The organism is Rhodobacter aestuarii (assembly GCF_900156655.1).
GTDB classification, from domain to species: Bacteria; Pseudomonadota; Alphaproteobacteria; order Rhodobacterales; family Rhodobacteraceae; genus Rhodobacter; species Rhodobacter aestuarii.
In genome coordinates this window covers 239,861-256,201 of the sequence record NZ_FTOG01000004.1, presented here as the reverse complement: position 1 = coordinate 256,201, position 16,341 = coordinate 239,861, and the positions used below count along the sequence as shown (strand labels likewise).

Genomic DNA, 16,341 nt, shown 5'->3' with positions numbered 1-16,341 from the left:
GCTATTCCGCCGCCATCTGCCCGGCATCGCCGCGACCCCGCACCAATTCGGCCAGTTCTGCACTCACCGCGCCGATCAACGCCGCAAACATCTCAAAATGCGGCAGCGGTTCGATGCGCTCTTCATCCATGTAAAGCGCGCGTGAAATCTCGATTTGGATCACTTCAATGCCCGATGCAGGCCGCCCGTAACGTTGCACGATATAGGCCCCGGCAAAGGGCGTGTTGCGCGCCACAGACAGGCCCGCGCGCCGAAACACCGATTCGACATGATGCATCGTCTCGCTTTTGGCCGAGGTTCCGAAACGGTCCCCCAGCACAATTTCGGCACAGCGTTGGCGCGGCGTGCTCGCCTCGCTCGGCATCGAATGCACATCAAAAAGAATCGCCCGCCCGAATCGGGCACGCCGCTCCTGCAACAGTGCCCCAAGCCGCGCATGATAGGGCCGCCAGACAGCCTCAATCCGCGCTTTCGCCTCGGCTTGCGGAATTTTTCCCATGAAAATTTCGCGCCCACCAGAAACGACGCGGGGAATCACCCCAAGACCCATCGCCGCACGTGCGCCCCCAGAGCCGCGCGCGACACCATCAATCAAGGCCGGATCGAGCTCTTCTTCGCCCCGGTTCAGGTCCACATAGGCGCGCGGGTAATTCGCTTCCAACAGCGTGGCGCCATGGTGCGGCACCATGCCCAGAAGCCGATCGACAAAGGCATCCTCGGAAGAGCGCAAACGCAATAAATCCAGCTGTGCACGGCGCACAAACTCTTGTGGATATTGGCGCCCCGAATGCGGCGAGGCAAAAACCACGCCCGAGGTCAGCACCTCAGGCAGGTGTAGCCGATAGGGGAGATGTGAGTGATCGGCTTGCGACATGAACGCTCCTTATGAGGCAAAGCTTACACCAATTTCTTTTCCTGCCAAAAGGCTCTTGAAAGCCGCCGCGACTCCTTCTATAGACCCCCAGACCGACGCGGTTCCGCCCGCGTCCTTTTCTTTCCGGGAAAGGCGAGACGCGGAATGCAGCAGGTTTTCGGGCGGTTAGCTCAGCGGTAGAGCACTACGTTGACATCGTAGGGGTCACTGGTTCGATCCCAGTACCGCCCACCATTCACCGCCCCTTCGGGGGCATTTGCTTTTCAAGGCGCACGTCGCCGCGAACAGGAGAAGGCCGATGAAGGTCCGCAACTCGCTCCGCTCGCTCAAGCAGCGTCATCGCGATTGCCAGATCGTGCGCCGTAAAGGCCGCGTTTACGTGATCAACAAGACGCAGAAGCGCTTCAAAGCCCGTCAAGGCTGAGGCGTCGCTTCGAGCAGGAATTCAAAAGGCCGCAGGGGCAACCCAGCGGCCTTTTAATTTGTTCGGCGACCAAAGGCGCAGATTAGCGAAGCCCGATGAGCGCCGGAATCTCCCCCAGATCCGCAATCAACTCTGCCCCCACGGCGGTCAGCGTTTCGCGCGCATGGTCTGAACCCTGCGGCGGCACCAAGCCAAAGCAGCGCATCCCCGCCGCAATCGCCGAGCGTGCGCCCGTAGCGCTGTCTTCCACCACAACGCAGTCGGTCGGCGCGACACTGAGGAAAGCCGCCGCATGCAGATAAAGCCCCGGGTCAGGCTTCGGGCAACCAAGCTCTTGGCCCGAAAAAAGCCGATCTTTTAGCCGCGCCCAAAGCCGCGGGTGCTGACCCAAGCTTGCTTCCATTTTGCGGTGATGTCCGTTTGAGCCCACGGCATAAGAAATCCCCGCGGCATCCAGGCGATCCAGCAAGGCCTCAATCCCAGGCATCAAGGGCGTGCCTGCGCGCAAATGGGTGTAGAGTTTTTCATAAAACTCCCCCACCCACTCGGGCGGCAGCCCCGCACCCATTTCATTTGCGGTTTGGCGCAGCTTTTCCATCGTCCCGCCGATGAAGCGCTGCTCCATTTCCTCAAGGCTCAAGTGCAGCCCATGCGCCGCAAGCTCCACCTGCAGCGCGGCAAAGGTGGCGGGTTCACTATCGACCAGCACCCCGTCACAATCGAACAAAACGGCTTTGATGGTCATGCGGGCATCCGGGCAAGGGTCACAAGCGTGTCGCCATAACGGCGTTGGTCGATTTGTTCGAGCGGGTCCGGCACGATCGGGGCGGTGCTTTCTTCCCACACGACGGTCGCCCCCGGCCCGATCCAACCGTTGGCAAGGCATGAGGCCAGCGCCTTTTCCCCGAGCCCCATGCCATAGGGAGGATCAAGGAAAATGAGGTCATAGCCCGCGCCCCGGCACGGCCCCATATTGGTGGCATCGCGCCGCCAGATATCGGTCACGCCCATCGCGCGCATCAGTTCCACATTCTTGCGCAGCAACACCCGCGCGGCGGTGCCATCATCCACAAAAGCCACACGGGCCGCGCCACGCGAAAGCGCCTCTAGCCCCAGCGCCCCGGTGCCCGCAAACAGGTCCAACACCCGCGCATCGGGGATCGGGTTGCCCTGGGTGCCGTTGATCAGCAGGTTGAAGATGCTTTCGCGCACCCGGTCTGTGGTGGGACGCAAATGCGCGCTCGCATCGCCCGCGCCCACATCGGTCAGTTTCAGGCCCCGCCGCTCGCCACCAATGATTCTCATTTCATCAGCACCTTGAGATCGGTGGCCGCCGCAACCTGCTCGGGCGTGACGGGTTTGCCCGCCTCGATCACCCGCTTACCCACCATATAGGCGCGCGGCGCGTTGAGCGCATCCACGGCAAGCAGTTTCCCTGCACGGAAATACCAAAAGGACTGCCCCTCAGCCGTGTTGGTCACGATCTGGTCGTAGCCCGTGCCCAGCCCGGCGATTTGCAGCTTGGCGTCGAATTGATCCGACCAGAACCACGGCTTGGGCACATAGGCTTTGCCCGCGCCCAGCATGTTCTCGGCCACCAACTCGCCCATATCAATCGCATTGCCGACGGATTCGAGCCGCATCGGGCCCGTCTCCCCCGGAAAGGCCGCGCAATCGCCCGCCGCCCAAATCGCCGGATCAGAGGTCCGCCCCTCAGCATCAACCGCGATCCCGTTTTCGACCGTAAGACCCGCCGCTGCGGCCAACTCGGTTGCGGGGGTCACACCAATCCCGGTGATGACGAAATCGGCGTCCAGCACCCGGCCATCGGCCAATTCCACGCCGCTCACGCGACCCGCGCCCGTCAGTTGCGTAATGCCAATACCTTCGAGAATTTCGACCCCATGCGCACGGTGCAGATCGCGGATCGCATCCGCCGTTTCCGCACAGGCGACCCGCCCCAAAATCCGCGGCGCAGCCTCGACCAAAGTGACGGCCAGCCCGAGTTTGGAAGCAACCGCAGCCGCCTCAAGCCCGATATAGCCGCCGCCCACAACCACAAGCTTGCGGCCTGCCGTGAACTCCCCCGCCATTGCATCGACATCGGCCAAGGTGCGCACGGTATAAACGCCTGCAAGGTCGCCGCCCATCGCGGCTGGCAGGCGGCGCGGCGGTGCGCCAGTGCAAAGTGCGAGTTGGTCATAGGGGAGCCGCTCCTCCCCGATCAGCACCTCTTTCGCGGCGCGATCAATGCCGGTGACCGTCACCCCGGTGCGCAAAGTCACATTATTCGTTTCATACCAATCGGGCGCGCGCAGCGTCAGCCGATCAAGCGGCATATCGCCCAGAAGGTAGCCCTTGGAAAGCGGTGGGCGCTGATAGGGGGCAACCGGCTCGGCGCCCAAAATCGTCACCGCGCCCTCGTAGCCCAAGCCCCGCAGTTTGGCGGCTAAGGATGCGGCGGCCTGCCCTGCGCCAATGATCACGATCCCGCTCATGGGTCTTCCTCTGGTCAGCTTCCTTGCCCCTCCTATATCGTTCCCCCAAGGCTTAGCAATGCGAAGGGAGATCGACATGAGCATTACGGTTGGGGACAAGCTTCCCGGCGCCACCTTCCTGAAAATGGGGGCAGAAGGTCCAGAAGCAGTGCATCTGGGGGACAAAATGGCCGGGCGCAAGATCGTGATCTTTGCCGTGCCGGGGGCCTTTACGGGCGTGTGCACCACCGCCCATGTGCCGAGCTTCATCCGCACCAAGGCCGCGTTTGATGCCAAAGGCGTGGATGAGATCTTGTGCATCTCCGTCAACGACCCCTTCGTGATGGACGCTTGGGGCGAAAGCACCGGGGCGACGGAGGCTGGCATCACGATGCTGGCGGATGCCGAAAGCGCCTTTACCTCGGCGATTGAGATGGATTTCACCGCCCCGCCCGCTGGGCTGATCAAACGCTCCGCGCGCTATGCGATGCTGGTGGAAGATGGCGTGGTGAAAGTGCTGCACCGCGAAGAAAGCCCCGGCACCTGCGAAATTTCGGCAGGCGAGAGCCTTCTAGCTGAGCTTTGAGATTTATGGGCCGGGGCAGCTAGCCTGCCTCGGCCTGCCCCGCTTGCGACGAAACTTTGAACGGCCCCATCTCGGCGAGTTCAGAAACATCATCGGCCACTGCCGCGCGTTCTTGCTCCAGATAATCGGCCACAGCCCGGCGCAACCCCGGATGGGCGATGAAATGCACTGAATGGGTGGTCACCGGCAAATAACCCCGAGCGAGTTTGTGCTCCCCCTGCGCCCCCGCCTCGACCCGTGCGAGCCCTTGGGCAATCGCCCAATCAGTGGCTTGGTGGTAGCACAGTTCAAAATGCAAAAACGCGTGGTCTTCGACACAGCCCCAATAGCGGCCAAACAAGGCATCGCGCCCAATGAAGTTGAGCGCGCCCGCCACTGGGCGGCCCTCGCGTTCCGCCACGATCAACAAGATATCGTCGCGCATGTCATGCAGCGCATCAAAGAAGGCGCGGGTTAGGTAAGGGCGGCCCCATTTGCGCGCGCCCGTGTCTTGGTAAAACGCCCACATCGCCTCCCAATGGGCTTCCGATATTTCGGCCCCTGTTAGCGCGCGGATCGTGCCGCCAAAGGCTTGCGCCTTCTCGCGTTCTTTGCGCAGCGCCTTGCGCTTGCGCGAAGCCAGCGTGGCGAGGAAGTCATCAAAGCTGCCGTAGCCACGGTTTTCCCAGTGGAATTGCAGCCCCGTGCGGTGCAGCCAGCCCTGATCTTTCGCCGCCTCCGCCTCCTGTGCATTGCAAAAGGTCAGATGCGCCGAGGAAAGCCCGTTTTGCACCGTCAGTTGCGCCAGCCCTTGCAACAGTGCCGCGCGGCCCACCTCTTCAAGCCCTGCCCGGCACAGAAGCCGCCGCCCCGGCACCGGGGTAAAGGGCACCGCGCCTTGCAGCTTGGGGTAATAGTTACCGCCCGCGCGTTCATAGGCATCGGCCCAAGCGTGGTCAAAAACGTATTCGCCTTGCGAATGGGTCTTTACGTAAAGCGGCGCAACAGCGACCAGCTCCCCCTCGATCGAGGCCACCAAATGCTGCGCTGTCCAACCCGTGCCAGGGCCAACCGAGCCAGAGCGCTCAAGCGCGTTTAAGAAACGATGCGTGGTAAACGGGTCAAACGGCCGCCCGCCCTCTGCCGTTTCCGGGCAGGCGCAAGCATCCCAATCCGCCTCCGAAATATCGGAGATGTGCGCATGGATACGGATTTCAAATTCTTCGCGCATAGCCCCACCTTCTTGCCGCAAAGGATGGGGCGCAAGCGCGCGCGGTCAAGCCGCGTAACCCTCGAAGGTGATGTTTTGCGCCACCTTGCGCGCCGTGGCCTCGGCTTCGGGAGAGCGGATCGTCCAGCACAGGATCGCGGCACCTTTGGCTTTGAGGTCCGCCACACGCTGCGCCCCCAAATCCGCCGCCTCATGTGAAATGAAGCAGGCCCCGACCCGGTCATAATCGGGGATGTCACGCAGTTGATCGCGCATCTTCACCGGCAACAGCGGCCAACCCGCCGCATCATAGGCCGAAGTGGTCAACCCCACCGGCACATCCGGCAGCAAAGCATGAAAAGCCGCGACCGAATGCGGGTTGAACGACATCACCGCAAAAGGCCCGGTATAGCCTGCCAAAACCTTGGCCGCCGCGGCTTCAAGCGCCCCGACAGAGGACCCCATCGCCCCGTCTTGATCTTTGATCTCGATCAGCAGCGGCACTTGCCCGGCGACAATCTCCAACACCTCTGCCAGGGTCGGAATACCTTCGTCGCCACCCAGAAGCGGCGTGGCAGCCAGCGCCGCCGCCGTGAGCCCGCAAACGCGGCCCGACGTTCCGGTTAGGCGCTTCAGGTCGTAATCGTGAAACACCATCGGCACGCCATCGGCCGAAGGTTGCAGGTCAATCTCGATGCCATATCCGGCAGCGACAGCGGCCCGCACTGCGGCACGGCTGTTTTCGGGCCGCCCCGCAGCAAGGTCATGGTAAGCCCGATGCGCGATCGGGTGTGCGAAAAACGCCTCGGGCAAACCCATCATTCGACCTCGAAGATCGCTTCGATTTCCACCGAAACGCCCATCGGCAGCGAGGCCGCCGAAACAGCCGAACGCGCATGGCGCCCGGCGTCGCCAAAGACTTCCACCATCAGATCGGAACAACCGTTCACCACTTTGGGCTGGTCAGTGAAATCTGCGGTCGAGTTCACAAAGCCCACAAGCTTCACGACCCGCTTGACCTTATCAAGATCACCGAGCGCCGCACGCGCTTGCGCAAGCAGCGCCAGCCCGCAACGACGAGCTGCCGCCGCGCCCTCTTCCACGCCCAGATCGGCGCCAAGCTTGCCGGTGATCAGCCCATCCGGCCCCGCCGCAATTTGACCAGACACGAAAAGCTGGTTGCCGGTGCGCACAAACGGCACGTAGTTCGCCGCGGGCATCGGGGCATCGGGAAGGGTGATGTTCAGCGCGCTCAGACGCGCTTCAATTGCGGAAGTCATAGTGTCCTCTGTTTACCAGTCGATGAAGTCTTTGAACTCGCCCAACACCACGCGCCACAGATCGATGGTGTCATCGAAATTGCGCCCGCCGCAGCCGTCGAAATCGAGGTTGATGTCATATTCAACGTAGGGGTCACCCTCGTCGTCGAGATAGGCTTTACCGAACCGTTTCTTGCGGTTCCATTCGTTGATCTTCCACGCGCTCATCGGGTCGCGCAGATCAAAGCCCGCAGAGAACTGGATCGAGTCGCAGCGCCCTTTGTTGCAGCCGTAGAAGTAGACCTTGAAGTTCGTGCCTTCGATCCGGCTCGACAGGCGCGGATCGCCAGAATTGTCCGTATCGCGCGAAACCTGCAGACCATAGGATTCCATGAAACTGCGGATCACGTCCGGGTCGCCAACAACCTGCGACTGGACCGGGGTGGCACCGACAAGTGCGGCAAGGGCAACCGCCCCGACGAACGAGTAATGTTTCATGCGAACCTCCATGTTTTTTGGTACCTTAGGCGCACAAATCCCGTTTGGCCAGATCAAGCGACCAGTTGCTCGGCGCGCTTGAGATCGACCGAAACAAGTTGGCTCACACCTTGCTCTTGCATGGTAACACCGAAAAGACGGTCCATCCGGCTCATCGTGACCGCGTGGTGCGTGATGATCAAAAACCGCGTATCTGTGCGCCGGGTCATCTCATCAAGCAGGTCACAAAAACGTGTAACGTTCGCGTCGTCCAATGGTGCGTCGACCTCATCAAGCACGCAGATCGGCGCGGGATTCGCCAAGAACACCGCAAAGATCAGCGCCATCGCGGTCAGTGTTTGCTCGCCCCCCGATAACAGGCTCAGCGTCGAGAGTTTCTTGCCCGGCGGCTGGCACATGATCTCTAGCCCGGCTTCGAGCGGGTCATCGCTTTCCACCAGCTGCAAGCTCGCCGCGCCACCCCCAAACAGATGGGTAAAAAGCGTGCGGAAACTTTCATTGACCTGCTCAAAGGCGGTCAGAAGCCGTTCACGCCCCTCGCGGTTCAGCCCCGAAATGCCCGAGCGCAGCTTGCGGATCGCCTCTTCCAGATCGGTCTTTTCCTTGGCAAGCGTATCATGTTCTTCCTGCACCTCGCGGGCATCTTCTTCGGCGCGCAGGTTGACCGCGCCCAAGGCCTCGCGCGCGCGCTTCAGCCGTGCGACCTCAGTTTCCAAATGCTCAGACGAAGGCATCTGTTCCGGGTCGGTTTCAAGCGTGTCCAAAAGCGCTTGCGGGGTCAGGTCGGTCGCCTCGGTGATCCGCTCGGCGGCATGGGCAAGCGTTTCGCGCGCGCCATCAAGGCGCGCTTCGGCACGGGCCTTGGCTTCACGCGCCTCGCCCGCCAAGCGCTCGGCATCGCGCTCGGCCATCTGGGCATCGCGCGCGGCGGTTTCGGCCTCGGCCAAACGATCGGCGGCAGTGGCGCGGCGTTCCTCTGCCGCGTCGATCGCGTCGTTTAATTCCTCGCGTTTCGCGGCGAGTTCCTCGGGCACTTCGGCGGCGTCTTCAAGTTCGCCCACCGCTTCTTCGCGCCGCGCGGCCAGTTCGGCAGAGCGTTTCTCAGCCGTTTCGAGACGATGCTTCCAGCCCGAGATTTCTTTTGTCACCTCTTGGCGGCGGCGCAAGCGCGCCTCGCCCTCACGGCGGATTTCATCATGGGCCGAGCGACGGGTCATCATCGTCACCCGCGCGGCTTCGACGGTGAGCTTGATCGCCTCCACCGCGCCCCGCGCGGCATCTAGGTCGGGCAGCGCGGCCAATTGCGCCTCGGCCTCGGCCAGTGCGAGCCGCGCGGTGCCCGCCTCATCACTGTAGCGTTTCGCCGCCAAGCGCGCGGCCTCCAGCTTGCCGCCAAGGATCGAGCGATCCGCCTCGGCCCGGCTCAAAGCCCGGCCTGCCTCGGCCAGTCGCGTATCGGCCGTGCGGCGTGCCTCACGCGCACGGGCGTCCGCCGCTGAGGCATCTGCCAAAGCGCGGGCCAGCATCTCATGCGCTTGGCGCGCGCCTTCGGCTTTGGCCGCCACCTCTTCAAGATCGCGCTTGAGTTCCACCAAACGGTTGAGTTGGCGCAAGCGCAAAGCCGCGGCGGTGGGCGCATCTTCCGCCCCGGCGCGGAACCCATCCCAACGCCACAAATCCCCCGCCATCGACACAAGCCGCTGACCGGGAGCTAGCTTCTCTTGCAGCCGCGCCCCCTCGGCGGCATCGGCAACCAAGCCAATTTGCGCGATCCGGCGCGCCAAAACCGCGGGCACCTCCACATGGCGTGACAGCGGCTCCACGCCCGCGGGCAAAAGCTGCAAAGTGGCGTAATCCGGCAACACGGCCCAGCCGGAACGCGCGGCTGCTTCAACCTCGGGGGCGCGCAGATCATCGGCCAAGGCCGCGCCCAGCGCGGCCTCATAACCGCTTTTGACCTTTACCCGGTCCAAAAGCTGATGCCCGGTTGCAGCCTCGCGTTCCACCAAACGCGCGAGCGCGGCGACCTCAGCCCGCAGCGCCCCAGCCTCGCCTTCCGCCTCGGACCAAGCCGCCCGCGCTGCACTTTCGCGCGCTTGCACCTCGGTGCGGGCTTCATCGGCGGCGGCCAGCGCCTCTTCCGCGGCTTCGGCTTGATCTTGCGCTTCCTCTTGCGCGGATTGCGCGGCCTCAAACACCTCTTCGGCGCGCGCCAGCGCCGCTTCCGCCTCTTCCCCGGCAGCCTCTGCCCGTTCGGCCTCGGCCTCCGCTTTTGCCACCGTGGCGCGGCCATCACTCACCAGCCGCTGCGCCGACCCATGGCGAGCCGCGAGCCGGGCCACATCTTCCGTCTGCTCGCTCAACTGCGCTTCGCGCTCGGCCAAGACCGCCGCTGCCTCGGCCGAGGCTTCGGCGGCGGCTTCCAGCTTATCTTCATGCCCTTCGGCGGCTTTGGCCAACTGGCCCAATTCCCACTCAAGTCGGGCGATGGTTTCGCCTGCATCGCGATTGAGCCCGCTTTCGCGTTCCATATCGCGATCAAGCTGGGCGATGCGACCCTTCAAGCTCTCAATCCGCGCTTGGGCTTGCGCCTCGGCATCGCTCAGCGCATCGCGTTGCAGGCTGAGCCGTTGCAAAATAGCCCCCGCGACGGCCTCTTCCTCGCGCAGGGGCGGCAGCGCTTCCTCTTTTTCGGCCCGCGCCTTGGCGGCGGCGCGCGCGGCAAGTTCCGCCTTTGAGGCCGCCATCAGCGCATTGCGCACCAAATCCTCGGCCTCGAGCCGCGCCAAATCCGCCTCGCGCCAACGGCGATACAAAAGCGAACCTTCGGCGCGGCGTAGTTCCTCGCCAATCGCCCGATAGCGCGCGGCTTGGCGCGCTTGGCGAGCAAGTGCTGCCAATTGGGTGCCCAATTGTTCAAGCACATCATCGACGCGGGCAAGGTTTTGCTCGGCCCCGTTGAGCTTCAACTCTGCCTCATGGCGGCGCTGATACAGGCCCGAGATCCCCGCTGCCTCTTCCAAAATCCGCCGCCGCGCCTTGGGCTTGGCGTTGATCAGTTCAGAGATTTGGCCTTGCCGCACCAGTGCCGGGCTATGCGCGCCCGTCGAAGCATCGGCAAACAGCATCTGCACATCGCGCGCGCGGACATCCTTGGTGTTGACCTTGTAGGCCGAGCCCGCATCGCGGGTGATGCGGCGCACGATCTCAAGCGTGTCGCTGTCGTTGAACCCCGAAGGCGCAAGCCGCTCGCTGTTATCAATCGAGAGCGACACTTCCGCGAAATGGCGCGCGGGGCGGGTGGCGGCCCCCGCAAAGATCACATCTTCCATACCGCCGCCACGCATCGCGCTGGGACGGTTTTCGCCCATCACCCAACGCAGCGCCTCAAGCAAGTTCGACTTGCCGCAGCCATTTGGCCCGACAACCCCCGTCAGCCCGTCATGGATGACAAGGTCGGTGGGGTCGACAAAGCTTTTGAAGCCGTTCAGGCGCAGACGAGAGAAACGCAAGATAGGGTCCGATTCCGGGTCGCAGGGCGCGCAGTTTCGGGGTTGGCGCAGGCCCTGTCAACGCCACCTCCCGTTGAATAGGACCGTGACCCGGAAGACGCGCCCCTTATCCACAAGATAGCGCTATCTTGTGCTTCCCCTGCGGAAGCCTGTAGCTGTTTGCGTCCAAAAGACGGAGATGCGCCATGGTTCCTGCTTTATCGATCATATTTGTCTTTCAACTCGTGGGTGAAGTGATCTCGCGCGGGTTGCACCTGCCGCTGCCGGGCCCGGTGCTCGGGATGCTCGGCATGGTGGTCGCAATCTCGGCCAGCGAGAAGCTGCGCGATTTGATCCGCCCGGTGGCGCAGGGACTTTTGGCGCATCTGTCGCTTTTGTTCGTGCCCGCGGGCGTTGGCGTGGTGGCACATATGCCCACGCTGATGGCGCATGGACCGGCACTGGCAATCGCGCTGGTGGTCTCGACGCTTCTGGCCATCGTGGTGGGGGCCATCGCCTTCAGCTTGGCTGCCAAACTGGTGGGGAGCGTGTCCGATGACTGATGCCGCGCTGATCTGGTCTTATCTGACGTCGCAACCGCTTTTGTGGCTCACCGCCACCTTGCTGGCCTATTGGGCGGGCGACCGCCTTTTTCAGTTGTCTCGCCGCAACCCTTTGGCAAACCCAGTGGTCATTGCGGTGATCTTGCTGGCGACCTTGCTGATTTCGACCGGCACCGCTTACGCGGATTACTTTGAAGGGGCGCAATTCGTTCACTTCATGCTTGGCCCGGCAACGGTCTGCTTGGCGATCCCACTGCAAGCAAACCTAAAAGCCATTCGCAAAGCCTTGGTGCCCATCCTTGTCGCCTTGGTGGCCGGGTCGTTTACGGCTGTGGCCTCCGCACTTGCCATCGCCAAGCTTTTGGGCGCCGATGACATGCTGCTGGCATCGCTTGCGCCAAAATCCGCAACCGCCCCGGTGGCCATTGGCATTTCCGAGGCCTTGGGTGGCCAACCCACGCTTACGGCGGTTTTGGTGCTGCTCACCGGGATGATTGGCGCCGTGTTCGTGACGCCCATGCTCAACGCGCTTGGCCTGAGAGACTGGCGCGCGCGTGGCTTTGCAACCGGGGTCGCCGCGCATGGCATTGGCACTGCACGCGCCTTTCAGGTGCATGACACGGCGGGGGCCTTTGCCTCGATCGGCATGGGGCTGAACGCGGTCCTGACCGCATTCATGGCGCCCTTGGTGCTGCACCTGTTCCTTTAGGATTTTGGCGGCTTGTAAGGGGCCATGCCCGCGCGCGCCAATTCATCGGCGCGTTCGTTTTCGGCATGGCCCGCATGGCCCTTGATCCATTTCCACGTCACCTCGTGGCGCGCTTGCGCCGCGTCCAACCGCTGCCACAGGTCCACGTTTTTCACCGGCTTTTTGTCAGCGGTGCGCCAGCCGTTCCGCTTCCAGCCGTGAATCCAGCTTTGCACGCCGTTTTTCACGTAAGCCGAGTCTGTCGTGATGGTGATCGCAGTTGCACGCGTCAGCGCCTCAAGCGCGGAAATCGCCGCCATCAACTCCATGCGGTTGTTGGTGGTGTCAGGCTCGCCGCCCGAAAGCTCACGCTCTTTCACCACGGTTTCGCCATCCATGGCGCGCATCAAAACGCCCCAGCCCCCCGGCCCCGGATTACCCGAGCAGGCGCCGTCCGTCCAAGCAAAAAGGTCTGGCATTAGGCGTCGTGGCGGAAGATCCGCGGGGTCTTGAATTCGATGCGCTCTTTCGCGGTTTCAACGGTTTCCACCGTCAGATCAAAATGATCTTTGAACGCGTTCAGAACTTCTTCGATCAGCGCATCGGGGGCAGAGGCCCCGGCGGTCAAGCCGACCTTTTCAAGCCCCTCAAGCGCCTCCCACGGAATATCGGTGGCGCGTTCGATCAGGTGCGAAACGGCGCAACCCGCGTTGCGGCCCACTTCGACCAAGCGCTTGGAGTTTGACGAATTCGGCGCACCAATCACCAAAAGCGCCTCGACCTGCGGCGCAACGGCCTTCACCGCCGCTTGGCGGTTGGTGGTGGCGTAGCAGATGTCGTCTTTGCCGGGGCCGACAAGGGTCGGGAAACGCGCCTTGAGCGCGGCGACAACCTCAGCCGTGTCATCGACAGACAGCGTGGTTTGGGTGATCCAGGCGATTTTCTCCGGGTCGCGCACTTCCAGCGTTGCAACATCGGCAGCGGTTTCCACCAAAAGCACTTCGCCTTCGGGCAATTGCCCCATCGTGCCGATCACCTCCGGGTGGCCCGTGTGGCCAATCATGATGATCTGAAGACCTTCCTCGGCATGGCGTTCGGCCTCAAGATGGACCTTGCTCACCAGCGGGCAGGTCGCATCGACATAAATCATATTGCGCCGCTCGGCCTCGGCGGGCACCGATTTCGGCACGCCATGGGCGGAAAAGATCACCGGGCGATCCACCGGGCATTCGTCAAGTTCCTCAACGAAAACAGCGCCTTTGTCGCGCAAAGTATCGACGACGTATTTGTTGTGCACGATCTCGTGGCGCACATAGACCGGCGCGCCCCATTTCTCGAGCGACATCTCGACAATTTTCACGGCCCGGTCCACGCCCGCGCAGAAGCCGCGCGGGGCGGCGAGGTAAAGGGTAAGGGCAGGTTTCATGATGCGCTCCGTCTTTGCCCCCAAGAGTTAATCGCCCAAGGCCGCGGCGTAAAGTGCGCCCCTGTCGCGGCGTCCATTGGGCGCGGGGCCAGTTCGCAGGCTATTCCCACCGCACATCGCCCAAGAAAATATAGCCCGCGCCGTAGATTGTTTTGATCAACCGGGGATTTTTGGGGTCTTCGCACAGTTTTGTGCGCAACCGCGAAATGCGCACATCCATCGCCCGGTCAAAGCTTTCGCCCGCCGCGCCCCCCAAGGTTTCTTGCATCTGCGCGCGCGAAATCAGCCGGTTCGGGCTTTCAAGGAACAGACGCAACACCTCCCCTTCCGCATGGGAAAAGGGGGTTTCAACGCCCTCGGCATTGATCAGCACATACCGCTCAAACGAGGCTTTCCAGCCCGCAAAATAAGCCACTTGCGCCGGGGCCGCGGCATCGGGCCGCGGTTTGCGCAGACGTGCACGGATCCGGGCGACCACCTCGGCGGGGTCGAAGGGTTTGATGATGTAGTCATCGGCCCCCAGTTCGAGCCCCGTCACCCGGTCCTGCACCTGTGCGCGCCCGGAAATGATGATGATCGCCGCGCCCGATTCGAGCGCGAGCCGATGCACCAGCGCGAGCCCGTCCCGATCTGGCAGACCAAGGTCGACCAAGCAGACATCAGGCTGGGCGCGCTTTAGCCCCGCTTCAAATTCGGTCGCGCGACCATAGGCGGTGGTGCGAAACCCCGATTCTTCGAGCGCATCCACCAGCATTCGGCGGATTTCCGGCTCATCATCCAAAATCGCAACATGCGGGGCGTTCGTGTTGGGGGCATTCATTGGCGCACTCCAGCGATGAGCGCGGCAAGCTCTGCCGCAACAAAGGGTTTTTGCAGCACCGGGCACGGCGCGGCGGCACGCAGACGATCCCCCGGCGGGAGCGAGGTCATCAGCGCGACCGGAATACGATCCCCAAGCCGATGCGCCAGATCGACCCCGGTTTCTTCTCCGGGCAGCTGAATATCTGAAAGGACCATGCCAATTTCGGGCAAGCTGCTCAGCGCCTCGGCCTCGGGCGCGCTCGCGGCCTCTAACACCGTGTGCCCCAATTCGCGCAGCATCTCGCGCACCGAGGTGCGGATATCGGCATCATCTTCAACCAATAGAACGAGCGTCGGCGCCAGCGCCGTTTCCACCGGGCGCAACGGCAGCCGCAAGGTCACGCAAGCACCGGGTTCGCAATTTTCCACTCGCACGGTGCCGCCCGCCAATTTCGTCTGGTCATAGACCATCGAGAGACCGAGCCCAGACCCCTCCCCCCCTTTGGTGGTGAAGAACGGGTCGAGCGCGCGGGTCAGCGCCTCGGGGCTAAACCCCGGCCCGGTATCGGTGACGGAAAGCTCGATCCAAGTATCTTGCACCGGATGCGCAGCAATGCGGATCGCGCCGCCCCGTGGCCCCATCGCATCGCGTGCGTTTAAAAGCAGGTTCAGCAAGCTGTCTTGTAACGGGCCGGGGTCGAGCAAGATCGGTGCGGCAAGCCCGTCGACATCCAGAGAAATCGCGACCCGGTCACCCAAAGTCGGGGCCGCCATCGCCACCAGATCGGCCACCAACGCGGGCAGGTTCACCGCTTGCGGGCGTAGCGCGCGTTTGCCGGAAATTGCGGCGATCCGGTCCAAAAGTGTGCCCCCCCGGCGCGCGGCAGACAGCGTGGCCCGCACCGCGCCCAAAGCCTCAGACGGCATGCCCTTGGTGCGCAAAAGCCGCCCTTGCAGCCCCAAGATAATGGTCAGCAAATTGGCAAAATCATGTGCCATGCCCGAGGTGATTTGTGCCGCCAATTCGCGCTTGGCACTTTGCGCAAGCGCCGCGCGCGCCTGCGTTTCCTCGGTCACATCGGTCGAAAGAATATAGACCCCGCAAACCGCGCCCGCAGCATCCCGGTCGGGCGTCAGCGCAATGCGGATGCGCCGCCCAGACGGGTCATGCGTGATCTCCAGCACATTCGCCTCACCCGCCAAAGCCTTGGTAAAGCCGGGCAAAATACGGCGGAAAGTTTCGCCCCCCAAAACCTCCTCTGCCGGGCAACCCTCGGGCTTATCAAGTGAACCCGGCATCACCGCGCTCAGTCGCCGGTTTGAAAAGGTATAGACGAAATCCGCCCCCATATGCGCGATATGCGCGGGCATCATTTCAGTCACCTGCCGAATCCGCGCGGCGGTTTGCATCAACTCATGCTGCGCCTCTTCCAAAGCGGCATTGGTCGCCGCCAATTCGCGGTTTGCCGCCGCGAGTTGTTCGGCATTTTCCAAGACCTGCTCCGAGAGTTCCTCGGAGCGGGCCCGCAAAAGCATTTCTTGCCGCTTAATCCCGGTGATGTCGGTGTAGACGGTGATCCAGCCGCCCTCGGCCAAGGGCGCGCCCTCCACCGCGATGGTGCGCCCATTGGCTCGGGTGCGTTCCATGTAATGGGGCGCAAAGATTCGCGCCTGCTCCACCCGCGTCGCGACCCAAGTGTCGAGATCATCCACCTCGCCATATTCGCCACGTTCCGCAAGCCAACGGATCGTATCGGCAAAGGTGGTCCCCGGCCGCGTCAGATGTTCGGGCAAATCGAACATCACCTGATACTGCCGGTTAGAGACCGCCAGCCGCAAATCATTGTCAAAAATAGACAAGGCCTGACCAATTAGGTTCAACCCGGCTTGTGTCAGCCTTGCGCGTGCATCCTCACTCATACCCCACGCCTCCCCGCCCCATCGCTAGCACCTTGCGAGCGCGGCGCAAAGTCCCTCCGCCGCGCGGTAAGAATTCGTAAGGATTGGGCAAAAGTCCCGAAAACTTTAACCCCGAACCTCCCCCCATGCCGGATGGAAGGGGAGA

Annotated in this window: 17 protein-coding genes and 1 tRNA gene; 5 read left to right on the top strand and 13 right to left on the bottom strand. The window is 62.8% G+C overall.

From position 1 onward, the window contains the following. Position 1 precedes the first annotated feature (1 nt). Positions 2–874, bottom strand: a complete 873-nt coding sequence (locus BW967_RS07790) for an N-formylglutamate amidohydrolase (RefSeq protein ID WP_076484492.1) — start codon at positions 872–874, stop codon at positions 2–4. Between the two features lie 159 nt (positions 875–1,033). Here BW967_RS07790 and BW967_RS07785 point away from each other — a divergent pair. Further along, positions 1,034–1,108: transfer RNA gene (locus tag BW967_RS07785), tRNA-Val, on the top strand. 64 nt (positions 1,109–1,172) lie between these two features. Further along, complete coding sequence (gene ykgO / locus BW967_RS07780; RefSeq protein WP_013069105.1) at positions 1,173–1,298, top strand: type B 50S ribosomal protein L36; 126 nt, start codon at positions 1,173–1,175, stop codon at positions 1,296–1,298. 82 nt (positions 1,299–1,380) lie between these two features. Here the strand turns inward: ykgO and BW967_RS07775 are convergent, their stop codons facing one another. From BW967_RS07775 to BW967_RS07765, 3 genes are read right to left on the bottom strand one after another with little or no spacing between them, the layout of a single operon-like run. Beyond that, positions 1,381–2,043, bottom strand: a complete 663-nt coding sequence (locus BW967_RS07775; protein ID WP_076484491.1) for an HAD family hydrolase — start codon at positions 2,041–2,043, stop codon at positions 1,381–1,383. Then, a complete protein-coding gene (rsmD, locus tag BW967_RS07770; protein ID WP_076484490.1) occupies positions 2,040–2,603 on the bottom strand; it encodes a 16S rRNA (guanine(966)-N(2))-methyltransferase RsmD in 564 nt (187 codons plus the stop codon). The genes BW967_RS07775 and rsmD overlap by 4 nt, the downstream gene beginning before the upstream one ends. Continuing rightward, entirely contained in the window at positions 2,600–3,796 is a 1,197-nt protein-coding gene (locus tag BW967_RS07765; protein WP_076484489.1) for an NAD(P)/FAD-dependent oxidoreductase, read from the bottom strand. The genes rsmD and BW967_RS07765 overlap by 4 nt, the downstream gene beginning before the upstream one ends. Before the next feature lie 76 nt (positions 3,797–3,872). Between BW967_RS07765 and BW967_RS07760 the strand changes: the two genes are divergently transcribed. Then, the gene (locus tag BW967_RS07760) at positions 3,873–4,361 is read left to right on the top strand and encodes a peroxiredoxin (RefSeq protein ID WP_076484488.1); all 489 of its coding nucleotides are present in this window, start codon (positions 3,873–3,875) and stop codon (positions 4,359–4,361) included. 19 nt (positions 4,362–4,380) lie between these two features. On the opposite strand, the gene BW967_RS07755 is transcribed toward BW967_RS07760, so the two are convergent. The 5 genes from BW967_RS07755 to smc are packed head-to-tail and all read right to left on the bottom strand — an operon-like array spanning position 4,381 to position 10,819. Further along, complete coding sequence (locus BW967_RS07755; RefSeq protein WP_076484487.1) at positions 4,381–5,571, bottom strand: GNAT family N-acetyltransferase; 1,191 nt, start codon at positions 5,569–5,571, stop codon at positions 4,381–4,383. 45 nt (positions 5,572–5,616) lie between these two features. Further along, complete coding sequence (locus tag BW967_RS07750) at positions 5,617–6,372, bottom strand: glycerophosphodiester phosphodiesterase family protein (RefSeq protein WP_076484486.1); 756 nt, start codon at positions 6,370–6,372, stop codon at positions 5,617–5,619. Continuing rightward, the gene (locus BW967_RS07745) at positions 6,369–6,830 is read right to left on the bottom strand and encodes a RidA family protein (protein ID WP_076484485.1); all 462 of its coding nucleotides are present in this window, start codon (positions 6,828–6,830) and stop codon (positions 6,369–6,371) included. Before BW967_RS07745 ends, BW967_RS07750 begins: the two co-directional genes overlap by 4 nt. Before the next feature lie 12 nt (positions 6,831–6,842). Then, entirely contained in the window at positions 6,843–7,307 is a 465-nt protein-coding gene (locus BW967_RS07740) for a YbjN domain-containing protein (protein WP_076484541.1), read from the bottom strand. Between the two features lie 53 nt (positions 7,308–7,360). After that, a complete protein-coding gene (smc, locus tag BW967_RS07735; RefSeq protein WP_076484484.1) occupies positions 7,361–10,819 on the bottom strand; it encodes a chromosome segregation protein SMC in 3,459 nt (1,152 codons plus the stop codon). Positions 10,820–11,004: 185 nt separating this feature from the next. Between smc and BW967_RS07730 the strand changes: the two genes are divergently transcribed. Both BW967_RS07730 and BW967_RS07725 read left to right on the top strand, forming a co-directional pair. Then, the gene (locus tag BW967_RS07730; RefSeq protein ID WP_076484483.1) at positions 11,005–11,361 is read left to right on the top strand and encodes a CidA/LrgA family protein; all 357 of its coding nucleotides are present in this window, start codon (positions 11,005–11,007) and stop codon (positions 11,359–11,361) included. Continuing rightward, entirely contained in the window at positions 11,354–12,070 is a 717-nt protein-coding gene (locus BW967_RS07725; protein WP_076484482.1) for an LrgB family protein, read from the top strand. The genes BW967_RS07730 and BW967_RS07725 overlap by 8 nt, the downstream gene beginning before the upstream one ends. Here the strand turns inward: BW967_RS07725 and rnhA are convergent. From rnhA to BW967_RS07705, 4 genes are all read right to left on the bottom strand, one after another. Further along, the gene (gene rnhA / locus BW967_RS07720; protein WP_076484481.1) at positions 12,067–12,528 is read right to left on the bottom strand and encodes a ribonuclease HI; all 462 of its coding nucleotides are present in this window, start codon (positions 12,526–12,528) and stop codon (positions 12,067–12,069) included. The two genes, BW967_RS07725 and rnhA, sit on opposite strands and share 4 nt — an antisense overlap. Beyond that, positions 12,528–13,478 carry a 4-hydroxy-3-methylbut-2-enyl diphosphate reductase gene (ispH, locus tag BW967_RS07715; RefSeq protein ID WP_076484540.1) on the bottom strand — a complete coding sequence of 317 codons (951 nt, stop codon included), beginning with the start codon at positions 13,476–13,478 and terminating at the stop codon, positions 12,528–12,530. The genes rnhA and ispH overlap by 1 nt, the downstream gene beginning before the upstream one ends. A gap of 97 nt (positions 13,479–13,575) precedes the next feature. After that, complete coding sequence (locus BW967_RS07710; protein ID WP_076484480.1) at positions 13,576–14,295, bottom strand: response regulator transcription factor; 720 nt, start codon at positions 14,293–14,295, stop codon at positions 13,576–13,578. After that, entirely contained in the window at positions 14,292–16,196 is a 1,905-nt protein-coding gene (locus BW967_RS07705; protein WP_076484479.1) for a PAS-domain containing protein, read from the bottom strand. Before BW967_RS07705 ends, BW967_RS07710 begins: the two co-directional genes overlap by 4 nt. Positions 16,197–16,341: the final 145 nt, after the last annotated feature.